The organism is Xylophilus sp. ASV27, assembly GCF_016428875.1.
GTDB lineage: Bacteria > Pseudomonadota > Gammaproteobacteria > Burkholderiales > Burkholderiaceae_C > Xylophilus.
Genome location: NZ_JAELTO010000015.1, coordinates 33387 through 55541 on the forward strand (window position 1 = coordinate 33387; position 22155 = coordinate 55541).

At 68.3% G+C, this 22155-nt stretch carries 24 protein-coding genes and 1 pseudogene; 10 read left to right on the top strand and 15 right to left on the bottom strand.

Features of this window, described 5'->3' with window-relative positions; genetic code table 11:
• Positions 1-8: 8 nt before the first annotated feature.
• From JHD63_RS05325 to JHD63_RS05335, 3 genes are all read right to left on the bottom strand, one after another.
• On the bottom strand, positions 9-1184 hold the full coding sequence (locus JHD63_RS05325; protein ID WP_198969702.1) for an ABC transporter permease subunit: 1176 nt from the start codon (positions 1182-1184) through the stop codon (positions 9-11).
• 13 nt (positions 1185-1197) lie between these two features.
• Positions 1198-2127: a branched-chain amino acid ABC transporter permease gene (locus JHD63_RS05330; RefSeq protein WP_198969703.1), complete on the bottom strand. Its 930-nt coding sequence runs from the start codon at positions 2125-2127 to the stop codon at positions 1198-1200.
• Positions 2128-2352: 225 nt separating this feature from the next.
• Entirely contained in the window at positions 2353-3666 is a 1314-nt protein-coding gene (locus JHD63_RS05335) for a replication-associated recombination protein A (protein ID WP_198969704.1), read from the bottom strand.
• A gap of 154 nt (positions 3667-3820) precedes the next feature.
• On the opposite strand from JHD63_RS05335, the gene JHD63_RS05340 reads away from it, so the two are divergent.
• Positions 3821-4219: a polyhydroxyalkanoate granule-associated phasin gene (locus tag JHD63_RS05340; RefSeq protein WP_233167666.1), complete on the top strand. Its 399-nt coding sequence runs from the start codon at positions 3821-3823 to the stop codon at positions 4217-4219.
• Between the two features lie 171 nt (positions 4220-4390).
• On the opposite strand, the gene lolA is transcribed toward JHD63_RS05340, so the two are convergent.
• From lolA to JHD63_RS05355, 3 genes are read right to left on the bottom strand one after another with little or no spacing between them, the layout of a single operon-like run.
• On the bottom strand, positions 4391-5056 hold the full coding sequence (lolA, locus tag JHD63_RS05345) for an outer membrane lipoprotein chaperone LolA (RefSeq protein ID WP_198969705.1): 666 nt from the start codon (positions 5054-5056) through the stop codon (positions 4391-4393).
• A 37-nt stretch (positions 5057-5093) separates the two neighbouring features.
• Positions 5094-7433 (bottom strand): DNA translocase FtsK, encoded by a 2340-nt coding sequence (locus JHD63_RS05350; protein WP_198969706.1) that lies wholly within the window; start codon positions 7431-7433, stop codon positions 5094-5096.
• A gap of 37 nt (positions 7434-7470) precedes the next feature.
• The gene (locus JHD63_RS05355) at positions 7471-8172 is read right to left on the bottom strand and encodes a Crp/Fnr family transcriptional regulator (RefSeq protein WP_198969707.1); all 702 of its coding nucleotides are present in this window, start codon (positions 8170-8172) and stop codon (positions 7471-7473) included.
• A gap of 183 nt (positions 8173-8355) precedes the next feature.
• On the opposite strand from JHD63_RS05355, the gene trxB reads away from it, so the two are divergent.
• From trxB to rpmG, 3 genes are all read left to right on the top strand, one after another.
• Positions 8356-9312: a thioredoxin-disulfide reductase gene (gene trxB / locus JHD63_RS05360; RefSeq protein WP_198969708.1), complete on the top strand. Its 957-nt coding sequence runs from the start codon at positions 8356-8358 to the stop codon at positions 9310-9312.
• Positions 9313-9506: 194 nt separating this feature from the next.
• The gene (gene rpmB, locus JHD63_RS05365) at positions 9507-9740 is read left to right on the top strand and encodes a 50S ribosomal protein L28 (protein WP_087496789.1); all 234 of its coding nucleotides are present in this window, start codon (positions 9507-9509) and stop codon (positions 9738-9740) included.
• Positions 9741-9757: 17 nt separating this feature from the next.
• Positions 9758-9928, top strand: a complete 171-nt coding sequence (gene rpmG / locus JHD63_RS05370; protein WP_198969709.1) for a 50S ribosomal protein L33 — start codon at positions 9758-9760, stop codon at positions 9926-9928.
• Positions 9929-9992: 64 nt separating this feature from the next.
• On the opposite strand, the gene JHD63_RS05375 is transcribed toward rpmG, so the two are convergent.
• Positions 9993-11477, bottom strand: a complete 1485-nt coding sequence (locus JHD63_RS05375) for an aminotransferase-like domain-containing protein (RefSeq protein ID WP_233167667.1) — start codon at positions 11475-11477, stop codon at positions 9993-9995.
• On the opposite strand from JHD63_RS05375, the gene JHD63_RS05380 reads away from it, so the two are divergent.
• Entirely contained in the window at positions 11476-12030 is a 555-nt protein-coding gene (locus JHD63_RS05380; RefSeq protein ID WP_198969710.1) for a hypothetical protein, read from the top strand. The two genes, JHD63_RS05375 and JHD63_RS05380, sit on opposite strands and share 2 nt — an antisense overlap.
• Here the strand turns inward: JHD63_RS05380 and infA are convergent.
• Entirely contained in the window at positions 11981-12229 is a 249-nt protein-coding gene (infA, locus tag JHD63_RS05385) for a translation initiation factor IF-1 (protein ID WP_198969711.1), read from the bottom strand. The genes JHD63_RS05380 and infA overlap by 50 nt on opposite strands.
• A 127-nt stretch (positions 12230-12356) precedes the next feature.
• Between infA and JHD63_RS05390 the strand changes: the two genes are divergently transcribed.
• The gene (locus JHD63_RS05390) at positions 12357-12587 is read left to right on the top strand and encodes a hypothetical protein (RefSeq protein WP_198969712.1); all 231 of its coding nucleotides are present in this window, start codon (positions 12357-12359) and stop codon (positions 12585-12587) included.
• A gap of 17 nt (positions 12588-12604) precedes the next feature.
• On the opposite strand, the gene JHD63_RS05395 is transcribed toward JHD63_RS05390, so the two are convergent.
• Both JHD63_RS05395 and JHD63_RS05400 read right to left on the bottom strand, forming a co-directional pair.
• On the bottom strand, positions 12605-13819 hold the full coding sequence (locus JHD63_RS05395) for a DesA family fatty acid desaturase (protein WP_198969713.1): 1215 nt from the start codon (positions 13817-13819) through the stop codon (positions 12605-12607).
• A gap of 132 nt (positions 13820-13951) precedes the next feature.
• Positions 13952-15226: an RsmB/NOP family class I SAM-dependent RNA methyltransferase gene (locus JHD63_RS05400; protein ID WP_198969714.1), complete on the bottom strand. Its 1275-nt coding sequence runs from the start codon at positions 15224-15226 to the stop codon at positions 13952-13954.
• A gap of 22 nt (positions 15227-15248) precedes the next feature.
• Between JHD63_RS05400 and JHD63_RS05405 the strand changes: the two genes are divergently transcribed.
• Entirely contained in the window at positions 15249-15491 is a 243-nt protein-coding gene (locus JHD63_RS05405; RefSeq protein WP_198969715.1) for a DUF1653 domain-containing protein, read from the top strand.
• Positions 15492-15507: 16 nt separating this feature from the next.
• On the opposite strand, the gene JHD63_RS05410 is transcribed toward JHD63_RS05405, so the two are convergent.
• From JHD63_RS05410 to purN, 3 genes are all read right to left on the bottom strand, one after another.
• The gene (locus tag JHD63_RS05410) at positions 15508-16530 is read right to left on the bottom strand and encodes an ATP-binding protein (RefSeq protein ID WP_198969716.1); all 1023 of its coding nucleotides are present in this window, start codon (positions 16528-16530) and stop codon (positions 15508-15510) included.
• Positions 16531-16551: 21 nt separating this feature from the next.
• Positions 16552-17265, bottom strand: a complete 714-nt coding sequence (locus tag JHD63_RS05415) for a response regulator (protein WP_198969717.1) — start codon at positions 17263-17265, stop codon at positions 16552-16554.
• 197 nt (positions 17266-17462) lie between these two features.
• A complete protein-coding gene (gene purN, locus JHD63_RS05420; RefSeq protein WP_198969718.1) occupies positions 17463-18050 on the bottom strand; it encodes a phosphoribosylglycinamide formyltransferase in 588 nt (195 codons plus the stop codon).
• 13 nt (positions 18051-18063) lie between these two features.
• Here purN and JHD63_RS05425 point away from each other — a divergent pair, with 13 nt between their 5' ends.
• From JHD63_RS05425 to JHD63_RS05435, 3 genes are all read left to right on the top strand, one after another.
• The gene (locus JHD63_RS05425; protein WP_198969719.1) at positions 18064-18705 is read left to right on the top strand and encodes a YceH family protein; all 642 of its coding nucleotides are present in this window, start codon (positions 18064-18066) and stop codon (positions 18703-18705) included.
• A 69-nt stretch (positions 18706-18774) separates the two neighbouring features.
• Positions 18775-19956, top strand: a complete 1182-nt coding sequence (locus JHD63_RS05430; RefSeq protein WP_198969720.1) for an acyl-CoA dehydrogenase family protein — start codon at positions 18775-18777, stop codon at positions 19954-19956.
• A gap of 100 nt (positions 19957-20056) precedes the next feature.
• Complete coding sequence (locus JHD63_RS05435) at positions 20057-21172, top strand: acyl-CoA dehydrogenase family protein (RefSeq protein ID WP_198969721.1); 1116 nt, start codon at positions 20057-20059, stop codon at positions 21170-21172.
• Positions 21173-21240: 68 nt separating this feature from the next.
• Here JHD63_RS05435 and JHD63_RS05440 read toward each other — a convergent pair whose 3' ends face one another.
• Together JHD63_RS05440 and JHD63_RS05445 are read right to left on the bottom strand one after the other, a co-directional pair.
• Entirely contained in the window at positions 21241-21720 is a 480-nt protein-coding gene (locus tag JHD63_RS05440; RefSeq protein WP_198969722.1) for a DUF3617 domain-containing protein, read from the bottom strand.
• Positions 21721-21788: 68 nt separating this feature from the next.
• A pseudogene (locus tag JHD63_RS05445) lies at positions 21789-22155 on the bottom strand (hypothetical protein); the annotation flags it as partial.

Genomic DNA, 22155 nt, shown 5'->3' on the forward strand with positions numbered 1-22155 from the left:
GCGCCGGCTCAGGGGTTGATGGACATCGGCCGCGAAGTGCCCGGCAGTTCATCCGTCGGGCTGTGCACGCCCGGTGCACCGCCGCCTGGCGGCGCGGGCGTCTTCTTCAGCACCTTGCCGTGCTCCGGCGCGGGCCACAGGCCGCGCGGCCGCAGCAGCATGATGATGATCATGGCCAGCGCGATCAACAGTTGCCGCAGGATGGAGGCATCCAGCCGGCCGTCGGTCATCTGCTGCAGCGGGCTGGCGACGTAGCGCAGCACCTCGGGCAGCGCGGCCAGCAGCACCGCCCCGAGCACCACGCCCGGCAGGTGGCCGATGCCGCCCAGCACCACCATGGCGACGATCATCACCGACTCCATCAGGCTGAAGGATTCCGGCGAGACGAAGCCCTGGAACGCCCCGAACATGGCACCGGACACGCCACCGAAGGAAGCCCCCATGCCGAAGGCCAGCAGCTTCATGTTGCGGGTGTTGATGCCCATGGCCTTGGCGGCGATCTCGTCCTCGCGGATCGCCATCCAGGCACGGCCGATGCGCGAATCCGCCAGCCGCGAGCAGACCACGATGCTCACCAGCACCAGCAGCAGGAACAGGTAGTAGTAGAGCGTGACCGAGGAGATGTCGTAGTCGCCGATGGACAGCCGCTTGCCCATGTCCAGGCCGAAGAACGTGATCGAGTCGATCTGCCCCAGCCCCTTCGGCCCGTTGGTCAGGTTGACCGGATGATCCAGGTTGTTGAGGAAGATGCGCACGATCTCGCCGAAGCCGAGCGTGACGATGGCCAGGTAGTCGCCGCGCAGCTTGAGCGTGGGCGCGCCCAGCAGCGCGCCCGCGACCGCCGCCACGACGGCGGCCAGCGGCACCACCAGCCACACCGAGATGTGCAGCCCGCCGGGGAACATGTTGGCGACCGCCTGGAAGTTGTCGGTCAGATGGGGCGAGGCCAGCAGGCCGAACAGGTAGGCCCCCACCGCGTAGAAGGCGACGTAGCCCAGGTCCAGCAGGCCCGCATAGCCGACCACGATGTTCAGGCCCAGCGCCAGCATCACGTAGAGCAGGGCCACGTCGGCGATGCGCACCCAGGCATTGCCGAAGTACTGCAGCACGTGCGGCAGCACCAGCAGCACGATGGCGCCCGCCACCCAGGCGGCGGTGCGGGTCTTCTTGTCCTGCAGGTCCATGCGGATGCTCCTTTCAGGCGCGGTCGGCCACGCGCTCGCCGAGCAGGCCGGAGGGCCGCAGCGTGAGCACCACGATCAGCACGACGAAGGCGAAGATGTCGGTGTACTGGCTGCCCAGCAGCCCGCCGGTGAGCGGGCCGATGTAGCCCGCGCCGATGGACTCGATCAGCCCCAGCAGGATGCCGCCGAGCACCGCCCCGCCCAGGTTGCCGATGCCGCCGAACACCGCGGCGGTGAAGGCCTTGAGGCCCGGCAGGAAGCCCATGGTGTGCTGGGCCGTGCCGTAGTTGGCGGCATACATCACGCCGGCGATCGCCGCCAGGATGGCGCCGATGATGAAGGTGGCGGAAATCACCAAGTCGGGCCGCACGCCCATCAGCGCGGCCACGCGCGGGTTCTCGGCCGTGGCCCGCATGGCGCGGCCCAGGCGGGTGTAGTGCACCACCCACATCAGCACCGCGAGCGACACCGCGGTGAGCGCCAGGATCATCACCTGCGTCGGCGTGATGACGGCACCGCCGATGTGCAGGGGCTCGGTCGGCAGCAGCGCGGGATAGACCTTGTAGTTCGGCTTCCAGATGATCATCGCCAGCGTCTGCAGCAGGATGGACATGCCGATGGCGGTGATCAGCGTGGCCAGCTTGGGCGCGTTGCGCAGCGGCCGGTAGGCCAGTTTCTCGATCGTGAAGTTGAGCACCGCCGCGACCACGCAGGCCACCAGCAGCGACACCAGCAGCACCAGCCAGCCCGGCGCCGAGGGCGTGGCGTCCTGCATCAGGCCGATGATGGTCCAACTGGTGAGCGCCCCCACCATGAGCACTTCGCCATGCGCGAAATTGATGAGGTTGATGATGCCGTACACCATGGTGTAGCCGAGGGCTACGAGGGCATACATGCTGCCGAGAACCAGACCGTTGATGATCTGCTGCAGCAGAATTTCCATAGCGTGCTTACTCCATTGTTCAGCGCGCATCCCACCCTGGATTTCGCGGCCCCGTGAGCTTGTGGCTCGCGACGGCCCGGATGCGCGTCTTTCTGGGTTCTAGCAAAAAACCCGCCAGGCATCGAGTGGCGGGTTCGTCTGGGGCATTCTAGACACGGGCCCGATCGCATGGGCTCGTGTCGTGCGTGGGGTTTTCCCTGCGCCTTGGTGCAAAGCCAGGGCGTGTCAACCGCCCACGTCGTCATTGCGCCGCCGCAGCTCGCGCAGCTTCTCGGCAATGCGGATCTCCAGGCCCCGCTCCACCGGCTGGTAGAAGCCGGGCGGCTCCATGCCCTCGGGCAGGTAGCGCTCGCCGGCGGCAAAACCGCCTTCCTCGTCATGCGCGTAGCGGTAGCCCTTGCCGTAGTCCAGCGCCTTCATCAGCCTGGTCGGCGCGTTGCGCAGGTGCATGGGCACGGGCCGCGTGCCGTCCTGCTTCACGAAGGCGCGGGCGGCGTTGTAGGCCTTGTAGACGGCGTTGCTCTTGGGCGCCACGGCCAGGTAGACCACGCATTCGGCCAGCGCCAGTTCGCCCTCGGGCGAGCCCAGGCGTTCGTAGACCTCGGCGGCGTCCAGCGCCAGGCGCAGGGCGCGCGGGTCGGCCAGGCCGATGTCCTCGCTGGCCATGCGCACCAGGCGCCGGGCCATGTAGCGCGGGTCGGCGCCGCCGTCGAGCATGCGCACCAGCCAGTAGAGCGCGGCATCCGGGTCGCTGCCGCGCACCGATTTGTGCAGCGCGCTGATGGTGTCGTAGAACTGCTCGCCGCCCTTGTCGTAGCGGCGCATGCGCTCGCCCAGCACGCGCAGCAGCCAGGCGTCGTCGATCGGGTCGCGCTGCTCGCTGGCGGCGGCCACCGACAGGGTCTCCAGCGTGTTGAGCAGCCGGCGCGCGTCGCCGTCGGCGTAGGCGATCAACCGGTCCTCCGCTATCTTTTCAATAGCTGGAACCGCACGGATCGCCTGGGCCCGCGCCACGATCTTTCGCAAATCGACCTCGGACAGCGGCTGCAGCACGTAGACCGCGGCGCGCGACAGCAGCGCCGAGTTGACCTCGAACGAGGGGTTTTCCGTGGTGGCGCCGATGAAGGTGAACAGACCCGACTCCACGTGCGGCAGGAACGCGTCCTGCTGGCTCTTGTTGAAGCGGTGCACCTCGTCCACGAACACGATGGTGCTCTGCGCCATGAGCCCGCTGCGCGCGGCCTGCGCCTGCTCCACGGCCTCGCGGATGTCCTTCACGCCGCCGAGCACGGCGCTGATGCTGATGAACTGCGCATCGAAGGCGTCGGCCATCAGCCGCGCGATCGTCGTCTTGCCCACCCCGGGCGGGCCCCAGAGGATGCAGGAATGCGGCCGGCCGGACTCGAAGGCGATGCGCAGCGGCATGCCCTCGCCCAGCAGGTGCTGCTGGCCGATCACGTCGCCCAGGCTCTTGGGCCGCAGGCGCTCGGCCAGCGGCTGGTGGGGGGAGGCGGCGCTTGCCGCGGGAGTCTTCGCCATCGGGGGGTTATAGCGCGCCGGCACGGCCAGCCCGGATACAAGCGTACACACGCTCCAAGGCACCTCCCGTCCAATGCGGAGTAGGCTGCGCCACGGACTCAAGGGTTTTCCCTTGATTCCGGCCCGCCCCTCACCATGCCGACCAGGAGAAAAAATGCCTAGTTCCACACGCCGCAGCCGCCATGTCGCAGCCCAGCTCACCGAGATCGCAATGGCCTCGCCCCAGGTGGTGGCGCATCGCATGGCCCGCATGGCCACCGCCGGCCCGCAGCCCACGGCGCGCGACCAGAAGGAGTTCCATCTGATGGGCGCCGAGAAGGTGGCCGCCTTCACCGAGTCCTGGAACGCCATGGGCCTGCAGATGCTGCGCGCGCAGCAGGAGATGGCCCTGTCCCTGGCGCGCGCATGCTGGTCGCTCTGGCTGGGCGGCGGCATGCCCTCGATGGCGCGCGCCGCCCAGCAGATGCAGGGCGCCACCCTGGACGTGCTGAACCAGGGGCTGACGCCCATCCGGCGCCGGGCCGTGGCCAACGCCAAGCGCTTGGCGCGCTGAGAATCCGAGCACGGACAATGCGGCGCGTGCTCTCGGAACGGGTAGAGGCAATGCCCACAGTCCAGGCCGCGCCAAACCTCACTTTCGCCAGGCGGATGGAGAAAATATCAGCAAAATAGGGCTGTAGCCCATATAGCACCTGGGCTTTTTGCTATTATAAATATAGCAAATCTATTGCCGGATCACATCCGCGCCCGCAGGCGGCTTGAAATCGAAGGTGCTGGCCGGCAGCGCGGGGTTGGATTGCAGGTTGCGAAAGCTCAGCACCGAGCGCTGGCCGAAGCTGTCCAGGATGTCGAGCGCGGCGAGCTGATCGTTCTTGAAGCCCACGCGCACGCGCTGCAACTGGCCGTCGCGGCTCTTGGGCGTGGCGCTCACCCACTGCAGGCCGTCCTGATCGGGTTCGGGCTGGAGGGTGAAGTCCTTCTCCAGCGCCTGCAGGTTGGGCGCCGAGGCGAGCAGCGCGGCCGGCGTGGAGCCCAGCACCTGCGACTGCTGGCGCGCGGTGACCTGGTTCAGGTCCATGTCGTACATCCAGAGCGTCTTGCCATCGGCCACCAGGGTCTGCGCGAAGGGCTTGGTGTAGACGAACCGGAAGCGGTTGGGCCGCTGGAATTCAAAGGTGCCTTCCGATGTCTTGCTGCGCGCGGCCTCGCCCGCGCGCGACGGCGCGGTGACGGTCTGGGTGAAGTCGGCGCGCCCGCTTTGCGCGCTGCGCATGAAGCCTTCAAGGCTGGACAGGCCATCAGCCCAGGCAGAACCTAGGCCTATAGCTACAAAAACAATAGCAAAAAGAGAGCGCGACAGCAGCGCGCGGCGGGCAATGGGCAGGGTCATGCAAGGAGCTTTCGGAAGCGGGCCCAGGGGGCCGCGCTCATTCGTCCCGCGACGGGACCAGGATGTCGCGCTGGCCGGCACCGTTCATGGCGCTGACCAGGCCGGCTTTCTCCATATCTTCCACCAGCCGCGCGGCGCGGTTGTAACCGATCTTCAGGTGGCGCTGCACCAGGGAGATGCTGGCCTTGCGGTTCTTGAGCACCACTTCCACGGCCTGGTCGTACATCGGGTCCTTCTCCGCATCGCCCGCGTCGCCGCCGGGGTAGTCGGTGCTGTCGCCGTCGACCGTGCCGCCTTCGAGCACGCCCTCGACGTAGTTGGGTTCGCCGCCCTGCTCCTTCAGGTAATGGACGACGCGATGCACCTCCTCGTCGCTGACGAAGGCGCCGTGCACGCGGATCGGCAGCCCGGTGCCGCTGGCCATGTAGAGCATGTCGCCCATGCCCAGCAGCGCCTCGGCGCCCATCTGGTCGAGGATGGTGCGGCTGTCGATCTTGCTGCTGACCTGGAACGCGATGCGGGTCGGGATGTTGGCCTTGATCAGGCCGGTGATCACGTCCACGCTGGGGCGCTGCGTGGCCAGGATCAGGTGGATGCCGGCGGCGCGCGCCTTCTGCGCCAGGCGGGCGATCAGTTCCTCGATCTTCTTGCCGACCACCATCATCAGGTCGGCCAGCTCGTCGATCACGACCACGATGTGCGGCAGGCGCTCCAGCGGCTCCGGGTCGTCGGGCGTCAGGCTGAAGGGGTTGTGGATGAACTCCTCGCGCGCCCTGGCCTCGTCGATCTTGGCGTTGTAGCCGGCAAGGTTGCGCACGCCGAGCTTGCTCATGAGCTTGTAGCGCCGCTCCATCTCCATCACGCACCAGTTCAGGCCGTTGGCTGCCTGCTTCATGTCGGTGACCACGGGCGCGAGCAGGTGCGGAATGCCTTCGTAGACCGACATCTCCAGCATCTTGGGGTCGATCATGAGCAGGCGCACGTCGCGCGCCTCGGCCTTGTAGAGCAGCGACAGGATCATGGCGTTGATCCCCACCGACTTGCCCGAGCCGGTGGTACCGGCCACCAGCACGTGCGGCATCTTGGCCAGGTCGGCCACGATGGGGTTGCCGACGATGTCCTTGCCCAGGCCCATGGTCAGCATGGACTTGGCCTCGTGGTAGACCTGCGAGCCGAGGATTTCGCTGAGCTTGATGGTCTGCCGCTTGGCGTTGGGCAGCTCCAGCGCCATGAAGTTCTTGCCGGGAATGGTCTCGACCACGCGGATCGAGACCAGCGACAGCGAACGCGCCAGGTCCTTGGCCAGGTTGACCACCTGCGAGCCCTTGACGCCGGTGGCGGGCTCGATCTCGTAGCGGGTGATGACCGGGCCGGGCGAGGCCGCGATCACGTGCACCTGCACGCCGAAGTCCTTGAGCTTCTTCTCGATCAGGCGGCTGGTCATCTCCAGCGTCTCGGGCGAGACGGTCTCGCGGTGCTGCTGCGCCCCGTCGAGCAGGTCGACCTGCGGCAGCTTGCTGTCGGGCAGTTCGGTGAAGAGCGGCTTCTGCCGCTCCTTCACCACGCGATCGCTCACCGGCACATCGCGCAGCACCGGCTCGGTCGCCACCGGCATCTTGACCTCCAGCGGATGGTGGTCGATCTCCACCCGCTCCTCCTCCAGCACCACCTCGCGCTCGCGCGCGGCGCGCTGGCCGACGGCCTTGTCCTCGGCGATCTCGCGCTTCTCGCGCCGGATCTCGACCAGCGCATAGAGCCAGCCACCCAGGCGCTCGGCCAGGTACCCCCACGAGAAGCGGAACACCAGCGCCAGGCCGAACACCATGGCCGCGATGCACAGCAGGCCCGAGCCGGTGAAGCCCAGCCACTTCACGCTGGCCGGGCCGGTGACGAAGCCGAGCACGCCGCCGCTGTGCCCGCCGGGCAGCCGGTCCTCGAAGCGGTAGAGGCGCGACCATTCGAGCGCCGTGCTGGCGCACAGCAGCACCGCCAGGCCCAGCCAGAAAGCGATGCGGGTGGCATCCCAGGACTTGGGCTCGACCGCATCGCCGCCCCGCATCCAGCGCGCCAGCGACGCCAGCCAGGCGCGCACGCCCGCCGCCAGGCACCACCAGACGGAATAGCCGAGCAGGAAATAGCTGGCGTCGGCCACGATGGCGCCGATGCGGCCGCCCCAGTTGGTGACGCGGGCACCGATGGCGCCGGTGGTGGACCAAGCCGGGTCCTGCGCCGAATAGCTCAGGACGGCGATCAACCAGAACACCAGCCCGATCAGGCCCACGACGAGCGCCAGTTCATGCCCGAAGCCGCCAGGGGCGGCCTTCTGCTGCCCCTTGCCGGCAGCGCTGTTGTTCAAGGTGTTGAGGGAGTAGGTCATAGGCCAGGCGCTTCGAGCTTACCCGAAGCGATTGCGCTTACCCCGCGTCCAGCGAGGCGGCCTGGCCGGGCGGGGTAGCGCCCGCATACACGCGCATGGAGCCGTCCGCCTGCACCTCGATGAAGCCGCGCTCCTCCAGGTCTTTCATGACGCGGCTGACCATCTCGCGCGAGGCGCCGACCATCTTGGCCAGATCCTGGCGCGAGATCTTCTCGCACACCAGGGCGCCGTTCGATCCGCCCTGCGGCACCGCGGCGTCCAGCAGCACGCGCGCCACGCGGCCATAGACGTCCATCAGCGCCAGCGACTCGATGGTGCGGTCGGCCTGCCGCAGGCGCAGCACCAGCCCGTGCATTACCACGTGGCCCACCGAGCCCCCGGGCGGCAGGCAGCGCAGGAAGGAGTCGCGGTCGAGCACCAGGGCGTCGGTCAGGACCTCGGCGCGCACCGTGGCCGAGTGCGGCAGGCCGTCGATCAGGCTCATCTCCCCCACCGGATCGCCGGGGCGCAGCGTGGCGTAGATGACCTCGCGGCCACGCACATCGGCCGACACCACCCGGGCGCGCCCGGAAATCAGCACGAACAAGGCATCGGAGCGCTGGCCGACCTCGACCAGGGTCTCGCCGCGCTTGAAGCGCCGCTTGCTCACCGCGCCTGAGAGAAACCGCGCCTGCTCGGCCGTGAGCAAGGCAAACAGCGGCACGCGGCGCAGCAGTTCCAGATCGGTCACCATCGACATGATTCGCTCATTTCTGTTGCAGGACGCGGCCTGCCTTCATCGCTTCTTACAATCATGGCGATTGAAACCCGGCACGCCGCGGCAGCACGTGCAGCGCCATACTCGGCTGGCACCCCGCTAGACACTTTTCCGGGCGCAGGTCCGAAGCCTGCGGCCTTTCCTGTTGTTATCGCCACTTTTACCATGTCCACCCACCCGCAGCACGCCAAAGTTCTCATCCTCGGTTCCGGCCCAGCCGGCTACACGGCGGCAGTCTACGCGGCGCGCGCCAACCTCGATCCGGTGCTGATCACCGGCATGGCACAGGGCGGCCAGCTCATGACCACCACCGAAGTCGACAACTGGCCGGCCGACGTCATGGGCGTGCAAGGCCCCGAGCTGATGCAGCGCTTCCTCGAACACGCCGAGCGCTTCAAGACCCGGATCGTGTTCGACCACATCCATACGGTCGACTTCAGCCGGCGTCCGTTCGCCCTGAGCGGCGACAGCGGCCCCTACACCTGCGACACCCTGATCATCGCCACCGGCGCCTCCGCCAAGTACCTGGGCCTGCCGTCCGAGCAGGAATTCATGGGCCGCGGCGTCTCGGGCTGCGCCACCTGCGACGGATTCTTCTACCGCGATCAGGAAGTCTGCGTCGTCGGCGGCGGCAACACCGCCGTCGAAGAAGCGCTCTACCTCTCCAACATCGCCAGCAAGGTCTACCTGGTGCACCGCCGCGACAAGTTCCGCGCCGAGCCCATCCTGCTCGACAAGGTTGCCGAGAAAGTCGCCGCCGGCAAGATGGTGCTCAAGACGCACCGGGTGCTGGACGAGGTGCTCGGCGACCAGAGCGGCGTCACCGGCGTGCGCCTGAAGCACGTGGACGCAGGCACCACCGAGGACCTGGCGCTCAAGGGCTGCTTCATCGCCATCGGCCACCACCCCAATACCGACATCTTCCAGGGCCAGCTGGACATGAAGGACGGCTACATCGTCACCCGATCGGGCCTGCAGGGCTTCGCCACCATGACCAGCGTGCCCGGCGTGTTCGCCGCCGGCGACGTCCAGGACCACGTCTACCGCCAGGCCATCACCAGTGCCGGCACCGGCTGCATGGCGGCGCTGGACGCGCAGCGCTTCCTGGAACAGGAAGCTTAGCCGCATTCCTGGCAGCTGGCGCCGCTGCCTCTCCCAAGACAGTCTTGCCGGGCTATAATCCGCGGCTTTGCTGAATTTGGCGCTTCTTGAGGGGCGCGACTTTCCGGTAAACCCCGGGTTACCGCCACCCATTCCTGGCGAGGTGAGGCTCCCACACTCCTCGTGGCAGCCGTTTCAAGTATCGGAGTGTCCTCATGGCACGCGTATGTGAAGTCACGGGCAAGGGCCCGATGGTCGGGAACAACGTTTCCCACGCCAACAACAAAACCAAGCGCCGGTTCCTGCCGAACCTGCAATACCGCCGTTTCTGGGTCGAGTCCGAAAACCGCTGGGTGCGCCTGCGCATCAGCAATGCAGGCCTGCGCCTGATCGACAAGAACGGCATCGACTCCGTGCTCGCAGACCTGCGCGCCCGCGGTCAAGCCTGATTTAGGAGCACTGCACCATGGCAACCAAAGGCGGACGCGAAAAGATCAAGCTGGAATCCACTGCGGGTACCGGCCACTTCTACACCACCACCAAGAACAAGAAGACCATGCCCGAGAAGATGTCGATCACCAAGTTCGACCCGAAAGCTCGCAAGCACGTCGCATACAAGGAAATCAAGCTGAAGTAATTCAGCCTGCCTCCCAAGAAAGCCGCCCGGCTCCGTGCCCGGCGGCTTTTTTTGTGGATCGGAGCTACGCCAGCTGGCCGGCGATCAGGCGCCCCATGTCCCGGTACGCCGCCTCCACCTCCGGCGTGAAGGGCATGCCGCAGCTCAGGCGCAGGAAACGCTCGTAGCGCCCGGTGTTGGAGAACATCGGCCCGGGCGCCACCCGGATGCCGATCGCCAGGGCTTCATCGAAAAGACGCATGGACGACACCCCGGGCGGCAATTCCAGCCACAGGCTCAGGCCGCCCTGCGGCAGGCTAAGCCGGGTGCCGACGGGGAAGTGGCGTGCGATCGCCTGGGCAGCGCTCTCGCGCTGGTGACGCAGCCGGGTGCGCATGCGGCGCAGCTGGCGGTCATAGGCCGGGGTGTCCACGCTGCGCGCGGCCAGCAACTGCGACCAGGTCTGCATGTTGCGCGTGCGCGCGAACTTCAGCATCTGCACCCGCTGCTGCCAGCGCCCGGCACTCATCCAGCCTTGCCGCAGCCCGGGCGCAGAACTCTTGCTGAGCGAGGCGCAGTAGATGATGTGGCCGTTCTCGTCCCACGCCTTGGCCGGGCGCAGGGGCCTCGGGGATTCGACGAACTCGCGGTAGATGTCGTCCTCGATCAGCGCCAGGCCATGCTCGGCGCAGAAGGCCACCAGCCGCTGCTTGTGGGCATCGGGCATGACCGCCCCCTGGGGCATCTGCAGATGCGGCACCACCACCACCGCCTTCAGCCGCGGCTGGCTGCGCGCTGCCAGTTCCAGCGCCTCCAGCGAGATCCCGGTGTGCGGGCTGCAGGGGATCTCCAGCGCCTGCAGGCCCTGCGCTTCGATCGCCTGCAGGATGCCAAAGAAGGTGGGCGACTCCACCGCCACCACGTCTCCCGGCCCGGCCACCGCGTCCAGCGCGAGGTTCACAGCCTCCGAGTTGCCATGGGTGGCCAGCACCTCCGCCGGCGCCACGTTGACGCCGAAGGTCAGCGCGTGGCGGGCCATGGCGCCCTGGAATTCGGGGTGCGTGGTCGGCGCCGAAGGGCCGTAGACCAGGATGTTGGGCTGCTCGCGCAACAGCACGGCGGCCAGCCGGTTGAGCGCGGCGGCGTCGAACAACTCGGGCGCCGGCATCGCACTGCCCAGATCCAGGCGCAGAGGCGAGGCGCGCCGCCCCTTCTCCAGGATCAGCGAAATGCGCTCGTTGATGCCGACAAAGCAAGCCGCCTCTGGCGCCAGCGGCGCCTGCAGATCGGGCTCGCGTGCCGCCGGCAGCCGCGCCAGCGCCAGATCGCGCACGAAATAGCCCACCCGCGGCCGGGCCTCGAGGCAACCCTGCTCCTCCAGCAGCCGCAGCATATGCAGCGCCGTGGACAGACTCACGCCGTGGCGCTGCATCAGCTCGCGCACGGAAGGCATGCGCGCGCCGGGAGCCAGCGTGCCCTGGCTGATCGCCTGCCGGTAGTGGCCGGCAAGACGCTGGTAGAGCGGCTCCTCGGCCATCAAAGGGACTGGGGTTTGTACGGAAGACAGCATGGTGCAGCCATGTTGCATCAGAAGCCTGTACCGCAACAGATACAGCAGCCGCGGGAACGAGGCACAACAGAGATCAGAAAACCGCCCTGCTCCGCATGCGGCAGGCCTGGGCTGTGCCTGCAAGGAAATCGCCCGCGCTTCTACGCTGGAGCCTCACATTTCAGCCGAGGTTTTCATGCCATTTCCCTGCCTCACCTATCGCCTGGCGGCGCGCCAGGAACGCTTCCTCGTCTTGCAGCAGGGCGACGAGTTGCGCTGCCTCGCAGGTCGCGTGGCATTGCGCCACGCCAGCAGCGACCTCTATCCGACAGGAGAACAACTGCTCATTCCATCGCAGGCCTGGCGCGCCAACGGCACCGCGGCGCTGACCGTGCAGCCGCTGGAAAGTGCGGTGGTATGCGTGACATGCGCCCCATCGCCGCAAGAGATTGCGAACGGCAGCGGCGGCGTGATGCGCCTGCTGCAACGGTGCGGCGCCGCCGTGCTGCGCTGGCGCCGCAGCCTCAGCGGCGCGGCGTGGCCGGCGGACGGCCGGGGATGTGCCGGAAAGTGATGCGGCCCTTGGTCAGGTCGTAGGGCGACAGTTCCAGCGAAACCGCATCGCCCGCGATCACTCGGATGTTGTGCCGGCGCATCTTGCCGCCGGTGTAGGCCACCAGTTGGTGGCCGTTGTCCAGCGTCACGCGGTAGCGGGAATCGGGCAGGATTTCGTCTACCCGGCCTCGCATTTCAATCAGTTCTTCCTTGGACATGGCTTTCCTTTACGTATGGGTGATGAATCTGCCCGGCGCGGCATGACGGAGGTGGCTCGCGCATTCCCGCCAGCGGGCGGAAATGTGGGGGCGAAGGCGATAGGCACTTCGCCCGCAGCAGGAGGTCGTGGCGACGGTGCTGCTGCGGCAGGCAGGGTGGAAAGACGGCCGGGTACGCCTGGCAAGCGGGGCCGAGAATCCGCAGAAAAACATCCTCCGGGGATGCTGCGCGAACATGGCGACAAAAGCCGCCGCGCTGCGAACTCTCTATTGTAACGATCTGGGCACGTTTCTGCTGATAGCCACGGCCCCCAAGACAAAAGCCGCCGGGCCTCGCGGGCCGGCGGCGTGGGGATGATGTCGGTACCAGGCGCTTCAGGCGTGGGCTGCGCGCAGGCGGACGGAGAAATCACGCAGGGCGGCAATGCCGCTCTCCTCCGCGCGGCGGCACCAGGCCTGCAGCTCGGCGGTCAGCTGCTCACGTGAGTGCGTCGTGTTGAGCCAGAGCTGGCGCAACTCCTCGCGCATCACCAGCATCTTGTCGAGCACCGGGTGCGCGGCGCGCGCCTGGGCCACCTGCGGCAGCGCGGAGGCCGGCACCTTCTCGGTGTCGCGGTGCAGCCAGCGCTTGACGCTCTGGAGCGTGGAGACGTCGCCCTGGCGCGCCCTGAGCGCGGCGATTTCCTCGCGGCAGGCGCGGCGCACGCCGCGCGCATAGCCGGCCATTACTTCATAGCGGTTGGCGATGAGCGCCTCCAGGGTCTTCTCGTCGGCCACGGGCTTGACGGCGCCCATCTGCAGCTTGGGCGGGGTCTTCTTGACGGTGGCCCAGCCGATCTTCTGCATCAGGCTGATGTAGACCCAGCCGATGTCGAACTCGTACTTCTTGACCGAGAACTTGGCCGAGGTCGGATAGGTATGGTGGTTGTTGTGCAGTTCTTCGCCGCCGATGATCAGGCCCCAGGGCGAGATGTTGGTGCTGGCGTCCTGCGCCTCGAAATTGCGGTAGCCCCAGTAGTGGCCGATGCCGTTGACGACGCCGGCGGCCCAGAACGGGATCCACAGCATCTGCACGGCCCACACGGTCGCGCCGAGGGCGCCGAACAGGGCCAGGTCCAGGATCAGCATCAGGCCCACGCCCTGCCAGCCGTAGCGGCTGTAGAGGTTGCGCTCGACCCAGTCGTTGGGCACGCCGTGGCTGAACTTGGCGATGGTTTCCTTGTTCCTGGATTCCGCGCGATAGAGCTCCGCACCACGCCACATCACGGTGTCGATGCCACGGGTCTGCGGGCTGTGCGGATCTTCCTCGGTTTCGCACTTGGCGTGGTGCTTGCGGTGGATGGCGACCCACTCGCGCGTGACCATGCCGGTGCCGATCCACAGCCAGAAGCGGAAGAAGTGCGAAGGAATGCGGTGCAGATCCAGCGCCCGGTGCGCCTGCGCACGGTGCAGGAACACCGTCACCGCGACGATGGTGATATGGGTGGTCACCAGCGTGTACAGCACGATCTCCCACCAGGAGAAGTCCAGCAAGCCATTGCTGAGCCAGTCGATGGCGGCGTTCAAGACGACAGAGTCAGGGAGAACCATATTCACAAAACCTCGGGAAGAGGGAATCGCCAGGTGATCGGCGGATGCCGGAGTGGCGAGCCCGCATTTTAGAGGGACCAGCCGCGGGAAAAGTTCGGTTGCCCCCAACTTTTCACAGCCATTGCACGAACTTCAGGGCTTTTTCGACCAGACAGCGGCAAAAAAGCCATCGGTTTGGTGCAGATGGGGCCACAGGCGGAGGTATTCGCCGCCGCTCACGGGGCCCTGGCACAGGCTCTGGGCCTGGGGCACCTTGAGCTGGGTCAGCAGCTCGGCGGCCTCCAGCGGCTGGAATTCCGGGTGCGCCTGGGAAAACGCGGCGGCGATCGCCTCGTTTTCCTCGGGCAGCAGGCTGCATGTGGCGTAGACCAGACGGCCGCCGGGTTGCACCAGGCGGGCGGCGCTCTCCAGGATGGCGGCCTGCTTGGCTGTCAGCTCCTGCACGGACTGCTGCGACTGGCGCCACTTCAGGTCGGGATTGCGGCGCAGCGTGCCCAGGCCCGAGCAAGGCGCATCCACCAGCACCCGGTCGATCTTGCCGGCCAGGCGCTTCACGCGCTCGTCGCGCTCGTGGGCAATGGCGGCCGGGTGGACGTTGGACAGGCCGCTGCGCGCCAGGCGCGGCTTGAGCGCGTCGAGCCGGTGTGCCGAGGTGTCGAAGGCATACAGCCGGCCGGTGCTGCGCATGGTGGCGCCGATGGCCAGCGTCTTGCCGCCCGCGCCGGCGCAGAAATCGACCACCATCTCGCCGCGTTTGGCGTCGAGCAGCAGGGCCAGCAGTTGCGAGCCCTCGTCCTGCACCTCGATGGCGCCGCGGGTGAAGGCGTCGAGCCTGGTCAGCGCCGGCTTGCCCTCGATGCGCAGGCCCCACGGGGAGAACGGGGTCGCTACTGATTTGATGGCAATCTTCTTGAGTTCCGCCTGGACCTCCGCTCTTTTTTCCTTCAAGGCATTGACGCGCAGGTCGAGCGGCGCGCCCTGCTGCAGGCTGTCGGCCAGCGCCCAGAACCCGCTGCCGGCCTGGGCCTTGAGCGGCGCGGCCAGCCATTCGGGCAGGTTGTGGCGGTGCGGCTCCATCAGGTCGGCGGTGTCGATCTGGTCGCACTGGTCGAGCCAGGTCTTCTCCTGGTCGAACAACGCGCTCTTGAGGAAATCGCGCGGGCCGTGGAAGCCCAGAATGGCCAGCCGCCGCTCCTTGGGCCCGCTGCCGGAGCGGGCCAGGTGTTCGTAGCGCAGCTTCTGGCGCAGCACGTTGTAGACGGTTTCGGCCAGCGTGGCGCGCTCGCGCGGTCCGAGGTTGCGATGGTCGCGGAAGTAACGGGAGACGACGGCGTCTGCAGGGTGTTCGAAGGTCAGCGTGAGCCGCACCAGTTCGGCGCAGGCGTCCAACAGGGCTTTAGGATGCATGGCCCGATTGTCCCACCCGCCCATGGACCACGACCTTCCCCCGCTGATCGAAACGCCGCCGGGCACCTACCGCCACTACAAGGGCGGGCTGTACGAGGTGCTCGGCGCCGCGCGCCACAGCGAGACGCTGGAGCCGATGACCCTCTACCGCGCGCTGTATGGCGAACGCGGCCTGTGGGTGCGGCCGGCGGCGATGTTTGCCGGTGAGGTGACGGTGGACGGCCTGCGGCAGCCTCGCTTCCGCCGGCTGGAGGCCAGCGCCTAAGCCGCCCCGAGCGTGCCTAAGCCGCCCCGAGCGTGCCGCGCGGCAGTTCCAGCGCGGCCACCAGCCCGCCGCCCATGCGGTTGCGCAGCACCAGCGTGCCGCCATGGCGCCGTGCGATGTCGTGGGCGATGGACAGGCCCAGTCCGATGCCGCCCGAGTGCCGGTTGCGCGAGGACTCGACCCGGTAGAACGGCGCAAGCACCTGCTCCAGCTCCGCCTCCGGCAGGCCCGGCCCTCGGTCTGCCACCTCGACGCGCAGGCGCTGCGGCGCGTCGATGAGATGGATCTCTGCGCCGCCGCCATAGCGCACCGCGTTCTCCACCAGGTTGGAGATGCAGCGGCGCAGGGCAGAGGGCTGGGCCTGCAGCGGCGCGCAGTGCCCGACGACGGTGACCGGATGGCCAGCGTCCTGCTGGTCGTCGGCCATGCTGGTGACCAGCGCCATGACGTCGAGCGGCACCAGCGCCTCGGCCTCCGCGGCGCCGCGCAGGTGGTCGAGCGTGGCGCGCAGCATGGCTTCCATCTCGGCGATGTCGCGGCCGAAGCGCTGGCGTTCCGCGGCGTCCTGAAGCGCCTCGACGCGCAGCCGCAGGCGGGTCAGCGGGGTGCGCAGGTCGTGCGACACCGCCGCCACGAAGCGGTCGCGCTCGTCGATCTGCCGGCGGATCTGGGCCTGCATGCCGTTGAAGACGCGCGTGGCTTCGCGGCACTCGATGGTGCCGGCCTCAGCCAGCGGCGTCCGGTGGATGTCCCGGCCCAGCGCGCGCGCCGCGGCGGCCAGCCGGCGCACCGGCTGCGACAGCCAGCGCGCGCCGACCCAGGCCGCCAGCCACAGCGCGGCCACGCGCACGCCGATGTCGAGCAGCAGCCCGAAGAGCGGGCGGTGCGGATGCAGCTCGAACTCCAGGGCCAGGGCCAGTACGTGGCTGACCAGCGCCGTCACGAAGAGCAGCAGCGCCAGCCTGCCGAACAGGGTGTCCGGCACCAGCCGCGCGGCCCGCGCCGACAGCGCCTGCCAGCGGGTGGGAGTCACGCCCATGCCAGGCTCACGCGGACCCGGTCAGGCCTGCACCGAGCGCGCGTTGAAGATGTAGCCGCCGCCGCGCACGGTCTTGATGATGGTGGGCGCGCGCGGGTCGTCGGCCAGCTTCTGGCGCAGCCGCGACACCAGCAGGTCGATGCTGCGCTCGAAGGCCTCCATGCTGCGGCCGCGCGCCTGCTCCATGAGCTGGTCGCGGCTGAACAGCCGGTGCGGCATGGCCAGGAAGGTGGAAAGCAGCCGGTATTCGGCGTTGGACAGCGGCACGACCACGCCCTGTGGCGACACCAGCCGCCGCTCCTGCCGGTACAGCTGCCAGCCGTCGAAACTGGCCACGTCCCGCCCTTGGGCGACGGCCGAGGCCTCCGCGCGGCGCAGCACGTTCTGTATGCGCGCCACCAGTTCGCGCGGCTCGAAGGGCTTGGCCATGTAGTCGTCGGCCCCCAGCTCCAGCCCCAGCACGCGGTCGTACGGATGGCCGCGCGCGGTCAGCATGATGATGGGGATGCGCGAGCCGGCGCGCACCTCGCGCGCCAGGGCCAGGCCGTCGGTGCCGGGCAGCATGATGTCCAGCACCAGCAGGTCGATGGGCCGCGCGGCCAGTTGCGCTCTCATGGCCTCGCCGTCGCCGGCGAGCTGTACGTCGAAGCCGAAACGCGCCAGATAGTCGCGCAGCAAGGTGGTGATCTCGGCGTCGTCGTCGACCACCAGGATCCGGGGCGGTGCTTTCGTCATGGAGAGGGTGTCCTGCCGCAAGGGACCGATTGTGCTTGGTTTCACAGCGCTCGCCAGCCGCGCAACGGGGGCCGGCGTGGGCCGACCGCCATGCTTTACCTCGCCTTTGCAGAAGCCCTGCACCCGCGCGCACGCCGGCCTGCGCTGGAAATCATCATCAAAAGTGCCACGAGCCCAGTTTCTACCTGGGCTTCATGCTACATTTTAGATAGCAAATCGGCGAGCACGCGCGGATACAGCAGATGCTCCTGCGAGAGCACGCGCGCGGCCAGCGCCTCGGGCGTGTCGCTGGGCAGCACCGGCACCACGGCCTGGCCGAGGATCGGGCCCAGGTCCAGCTCGGTGGTCACGCGGTGCACGGTGCTGCCGGCGAAGGCGCAGCCGGCCTCGATCGCGCGGCGGTGGGTGTGCAGCCCGGGGAAGGCCGGCAGCAGCGAGGGGTGGATGTTGAGCATGCGCCCTTCGTAGCGGCCGACGAAGCCCGGCGTCAGGATGCGCATGAAGCCGGCCAGCACCAGCAGCGCCGGGTCGTGGCCATCGACCAGCGCCGCCAGCGCGGCGTCGAAATCCTCGCGCGAGGCGTAGGCCCTGTGGTCCAGCGCGTGCGTGGCCACGCCCTGCGAGGCCGCCCAGGCCAGGCCGGGCGCGTCGGCGCGGTTGCTGATCACCGCCGCCACGCGGGCGCCGAAGCGCCCCTCCCAGTCGTCGCGCCGCGCGGCCTGCACGATGGCCTGCATGTTGGAGCCGGCGCCTGAGATGAGAATGACGAGGTTTTGCTTTTTCATGTGGGCCGGCATTATGGCAATCAGACCTCTCTCCCCTCTCGAAGCGCGCGTGCTCGGCACGCTGATGGAAAAGGCACGCACCGTGCCCGACAGCTACCCGCTGACGCTCAACGCCGTCGTCTCCGGCTGCAACCAGAAATCCAGCCGCGAGCCGGCCATGCAGGTGAGCGAGTCCGAGGCGCAGCAGGCGCTGGACGAGCTCAAGCGCCTGACCCTGGTGTTCGAGACCAGCGGCGGGCGCGCCACGCGCTGGGAGCACAACTTCGAGCGCGCCTACGGCGTGCCGGGCGCCGCCGCGGCGCTGCTGGGCCTGCTCATGCTGCGCGGGCCGCAGACCGCCGGCGAGCTGCGCATCCACGCCGAGCGCTGGCACCGCTTTGCCGACATCTCCTCGGTCGAGGCCTTTCTGGACGAGCTGCAGGAGCGCAGCGAGGAGAAAGGCGGCCCGCTGGTGCTGCGCCTGCCGCGCGCGCCCGGCGCGCGCGAGGCACGCTGGGCGCAGCTCGTCTGCGGCCCGGTCGACGCCAGCGCGCTGGCCATGGACGAGCGCCCCGCCCCGGCCCCCGCAGCCGGCCTGCTGGCGCGGGTGGAGGCGCTGGAGGCCGAGGTGGCCGCGCTGCGCGCGCAAGTCGCGGCGCTGGCGGCGCCGCGCTGAATGTCACCCCCCGGACATGCGACTTTCGAACGCCCGTGCTAAAACCCCGGCTTCCCTGGAGACACACCGATGGACTTGGCCTTTACCCCTGAAGAACAGAAGTTCCGCGAGGACATCCGCACCTGGGTGCAGGAGAACCTGCCCGCGGACATCGCCCACAAGGTGCGCAACGCCCTGCGCCTGACCCGCGACGACATGCAGCGCTGGGCCAGGATCCTGGGCAAGAAGGGCTGGCTCGGCCACGGCTGGCCCAAGGAATTCGGCGGCCCGGGCTGGAACGCGGTGCAGAAGCACCTGTTCGAGGAAGAATGCGCGCTGGCCGGCGCCCCGCGCGTGGTGCCCTTCGGGCCGGTGATGGTGGCGCCGGTCATCATGGCCTTCGGCAACAAGGAGCAGCAGCAGCGCTTCCTGCCCGGCATCGCCAGCGGCGAGGTCTGGTGGAGCCAGGGCTACAGCGAGCCGGGCGCGGGCTCGGACCTGGCCTCGGTCAAGACCCGGGCCGAACGCCGGGGCGACAAGTACATCGTCAACGGCCAGAAGACCTGGACCACGCTCGGCCAGTACGGCGAGTGGATCTTCTGCCTGGTGCGCACCAGCACCGAGGGCAAGCCGCAGACCGGCATCAGCTTCCTGCTGATCGACATGAAGAGCCCGGGCCTGAGCGTGCGGCCGATCCGGCTGCTGGACGGCGAGTGCGAGGTCAACGAGGTGTTCTTCGACAACGTCGAGGTGCCGGCCGAGAACCTCATCGGCGAAGAGAACAAGGGCTGGACCTACGCCAAGCACCTGCTCAGCCACGAGCGCACCAACATCGCCGACGTGAACCGCTCCAAGCGCGAGCTGGAGCGCCTCAAGCGCATCGCCAGGACCGAAGGCGTCTATGACGACCCGCGCTTCCGCGACGAGATCGCCAAGCTCGAGGTCGACGTGGTGGCACTGGAGATGCTGGTGCTGCGCGTGCTCTCGGCCGAGAAGTCGGGCAAGAACTCGCTCGACATCGCCGGCCTGCTCAAGATCCGCGGCAGCGAGATCCAGCAGCGCTACACCGAACTGATGATGCTGGCCGCCGGCCCTTTCAGCCTGCCCTTCATCGAAGAGGCCATGGAGGCCGGCTGGCAGGGCGACTTCCCCGGCGGCGAGGCCGCCAACGCCCCGCTGGCCTCGAACTACTTCAACTACCGCAAGACCACGATCTACGGCGGCTCCAACGAAGTGCAACGCAACATCGTGGCGCAGACCGTGCTCGGCTAGCGCGCAAGCACGGTCTGCGCCCCGCGCGACAGGACCGCTCCCCCACGCCCCCTTCAGGAGGGGGCTCCCGCAAGAGCTTCGCTAGAAAGAGTTTTCTTTTATGGACTTCGATTTTTCCGACGAGCAGCAGCAGTTGCGCGAGGCGGTGCACCGCTGGGTCGACAAGGGCTACGGCTTCGAACGCCGCCGCGGCATCGTGGCCGAAGGCGGTTTCTCGCGCGCGGCCTATGGCGAGCTGGCAGAACTGGGCCTGGCCGGCCTCTACGTGCCCGAGGCCGAATGCGGCTTGGGGCTGGGCCCGGTCGAAGGCATGGTGGTCATGGAAGAACTGGGCCGCGGCATGGTGCTGGAGCCGCTGGCGCAGGCACTGATCGCCGGCGCCGTGCTCACCGGCTACGCGCCGGCCCCGCTCAAGGCCGCATGGCTCGGCGGCATCGCCACCGGCGAAAAACTGGTGGTGCTGGCCTACCAGGAGCGCAAGGCGCGCTACCGGCTGGACCTGTGCGCGGCCACCGCCACGGCTGCCGGCGCGGGCTACACGCTGTCGGGCACCAAGAGCCTGGTGCCCGCGGGCGACCAGGCCGACGCCTTCCTGGTGCCGGCGCAACTGGGCGGCAGGATCGCCCTGTTCCTGGTCGAGCGCGGCGCCGCCGGCGTCCGCACCCAGGGCTACGGCACGCAGGACGGCAGCCGCGCGGCCGAGGTGACGCTGCAGGACGCGCCGGCACGGCTCGTCACGACTGACGGCCTCGCGGCCCTGGAGCACGCGGTGGACATCGGCATCGCCGCCACCTGTGCCGAGGCCGTGGGCGTGATGGACAGCACCCTGGCCGTCACGGTCGAGTACATGAACACGCGCAAGCAGTTCGGCGTGGCCATCGCCAGCTTCCAGGCACTGCGCCACCGCGTGGCCGACATGAAGATGCAGCTGGAGCTGGCGCGCTCCATGAGCTACTACGCCAGCCTCAAGCTCAACGCTCCGGCCGCCGAGCGCCGCGCCGCCATGGCGCGCGCCAAGTACCAGCTGGGCGTGTCCATGCGCTTCGTCGGCCAGCAGTCGGTGCAGCTGCACGGCGGCATCGGCGTGACCGACGAGTACATCGGCAGCCACTACTTCAAGAAGCTCACCCAGCTCGAAATGAGCTTTGGCGACACGCTGCATCAACTGGGCGAGGTATCGGCGCGCATGCAGGACACCGCCGGTGTTTTTGCATGAAAAATGCCTGTAGCCCAGGATCTACCTGGGCTATTAGCTATTATTTAGATAGCAAAGTACAGGAACGCCTACGGTCCGGCTTTTGCGCCGCCATCGCCTCGGGGTGAATACCCCTCGCGGCCCTCGCGCTGGCCGCGCCGTTGCGCGATCCGCAAGGTCACGCCGTTCGGCAGGACCATGTCGCCGGGCCGCATGCCGGCGGTACATGCACCGAGCCAGCGTCCCTCGAAGCGGGTGGGTCCAGGGTTGTGGCGCACCGGCCGTGCGTACTTCACGTCGAACCTGCCTTCGTAGGCCGTGCTGAAGCTGCCCGAGAGCTGCACGTGGGCCTCGACACGGTTGTCGTGCACATAGCAAACGGTGCGAACGTCGTAGCGCCCCTCCCGCTCGCGGATGCTGGATTCATGGCAGTCCGCCTGGCCCGGCACCACCGCCATCAGCAACACGGCATCGGTGCCGGCGTCGGTGCACTGCTGCACCTTCTGCTGCCGCACCAGGGAATCCCCCTCGGCCCGCACTGCGATCTCCCAGAGGCCCGGCTTGCGCACCGGCAGGCTCTGCCCACCGGCAGGAGGAAGGCAGAGGCAAAAGGGAAGACAGAAGGCCGGAGGCCGGATCATGCGGACTGCTCAGTGCAGCGCGAGGCGCCCTGAGCGCTGCGTAGCTCTGCTGCCGGCACGAAGCCCAGATTGCGCCCGATGCGCTCGTGTTCGCTTGGCGGCAGCGCCGGGCTCGCGAGCAGCTCTTGCCACAGGGCGGCGGCCTCTGCCTGGCGGCCGGTATGGAAAGCCGCCAGCGCCAGCTCGTCGCGCGCGCGCCACTGGTAGGCGCCCAGGTCCACGAACAGGCGATCCGTCGGCAGCGGCAGGGCGGCGGCGGCGCTGGCGAACAGGTAGGCGCGGTGCCACTCGCTGCGGCCGCGGCAGTACGTGGCCAGCGCGGTCAGCGACTCGGCGCGCTGCGGGCGCAGCTCGTAGGCGCGC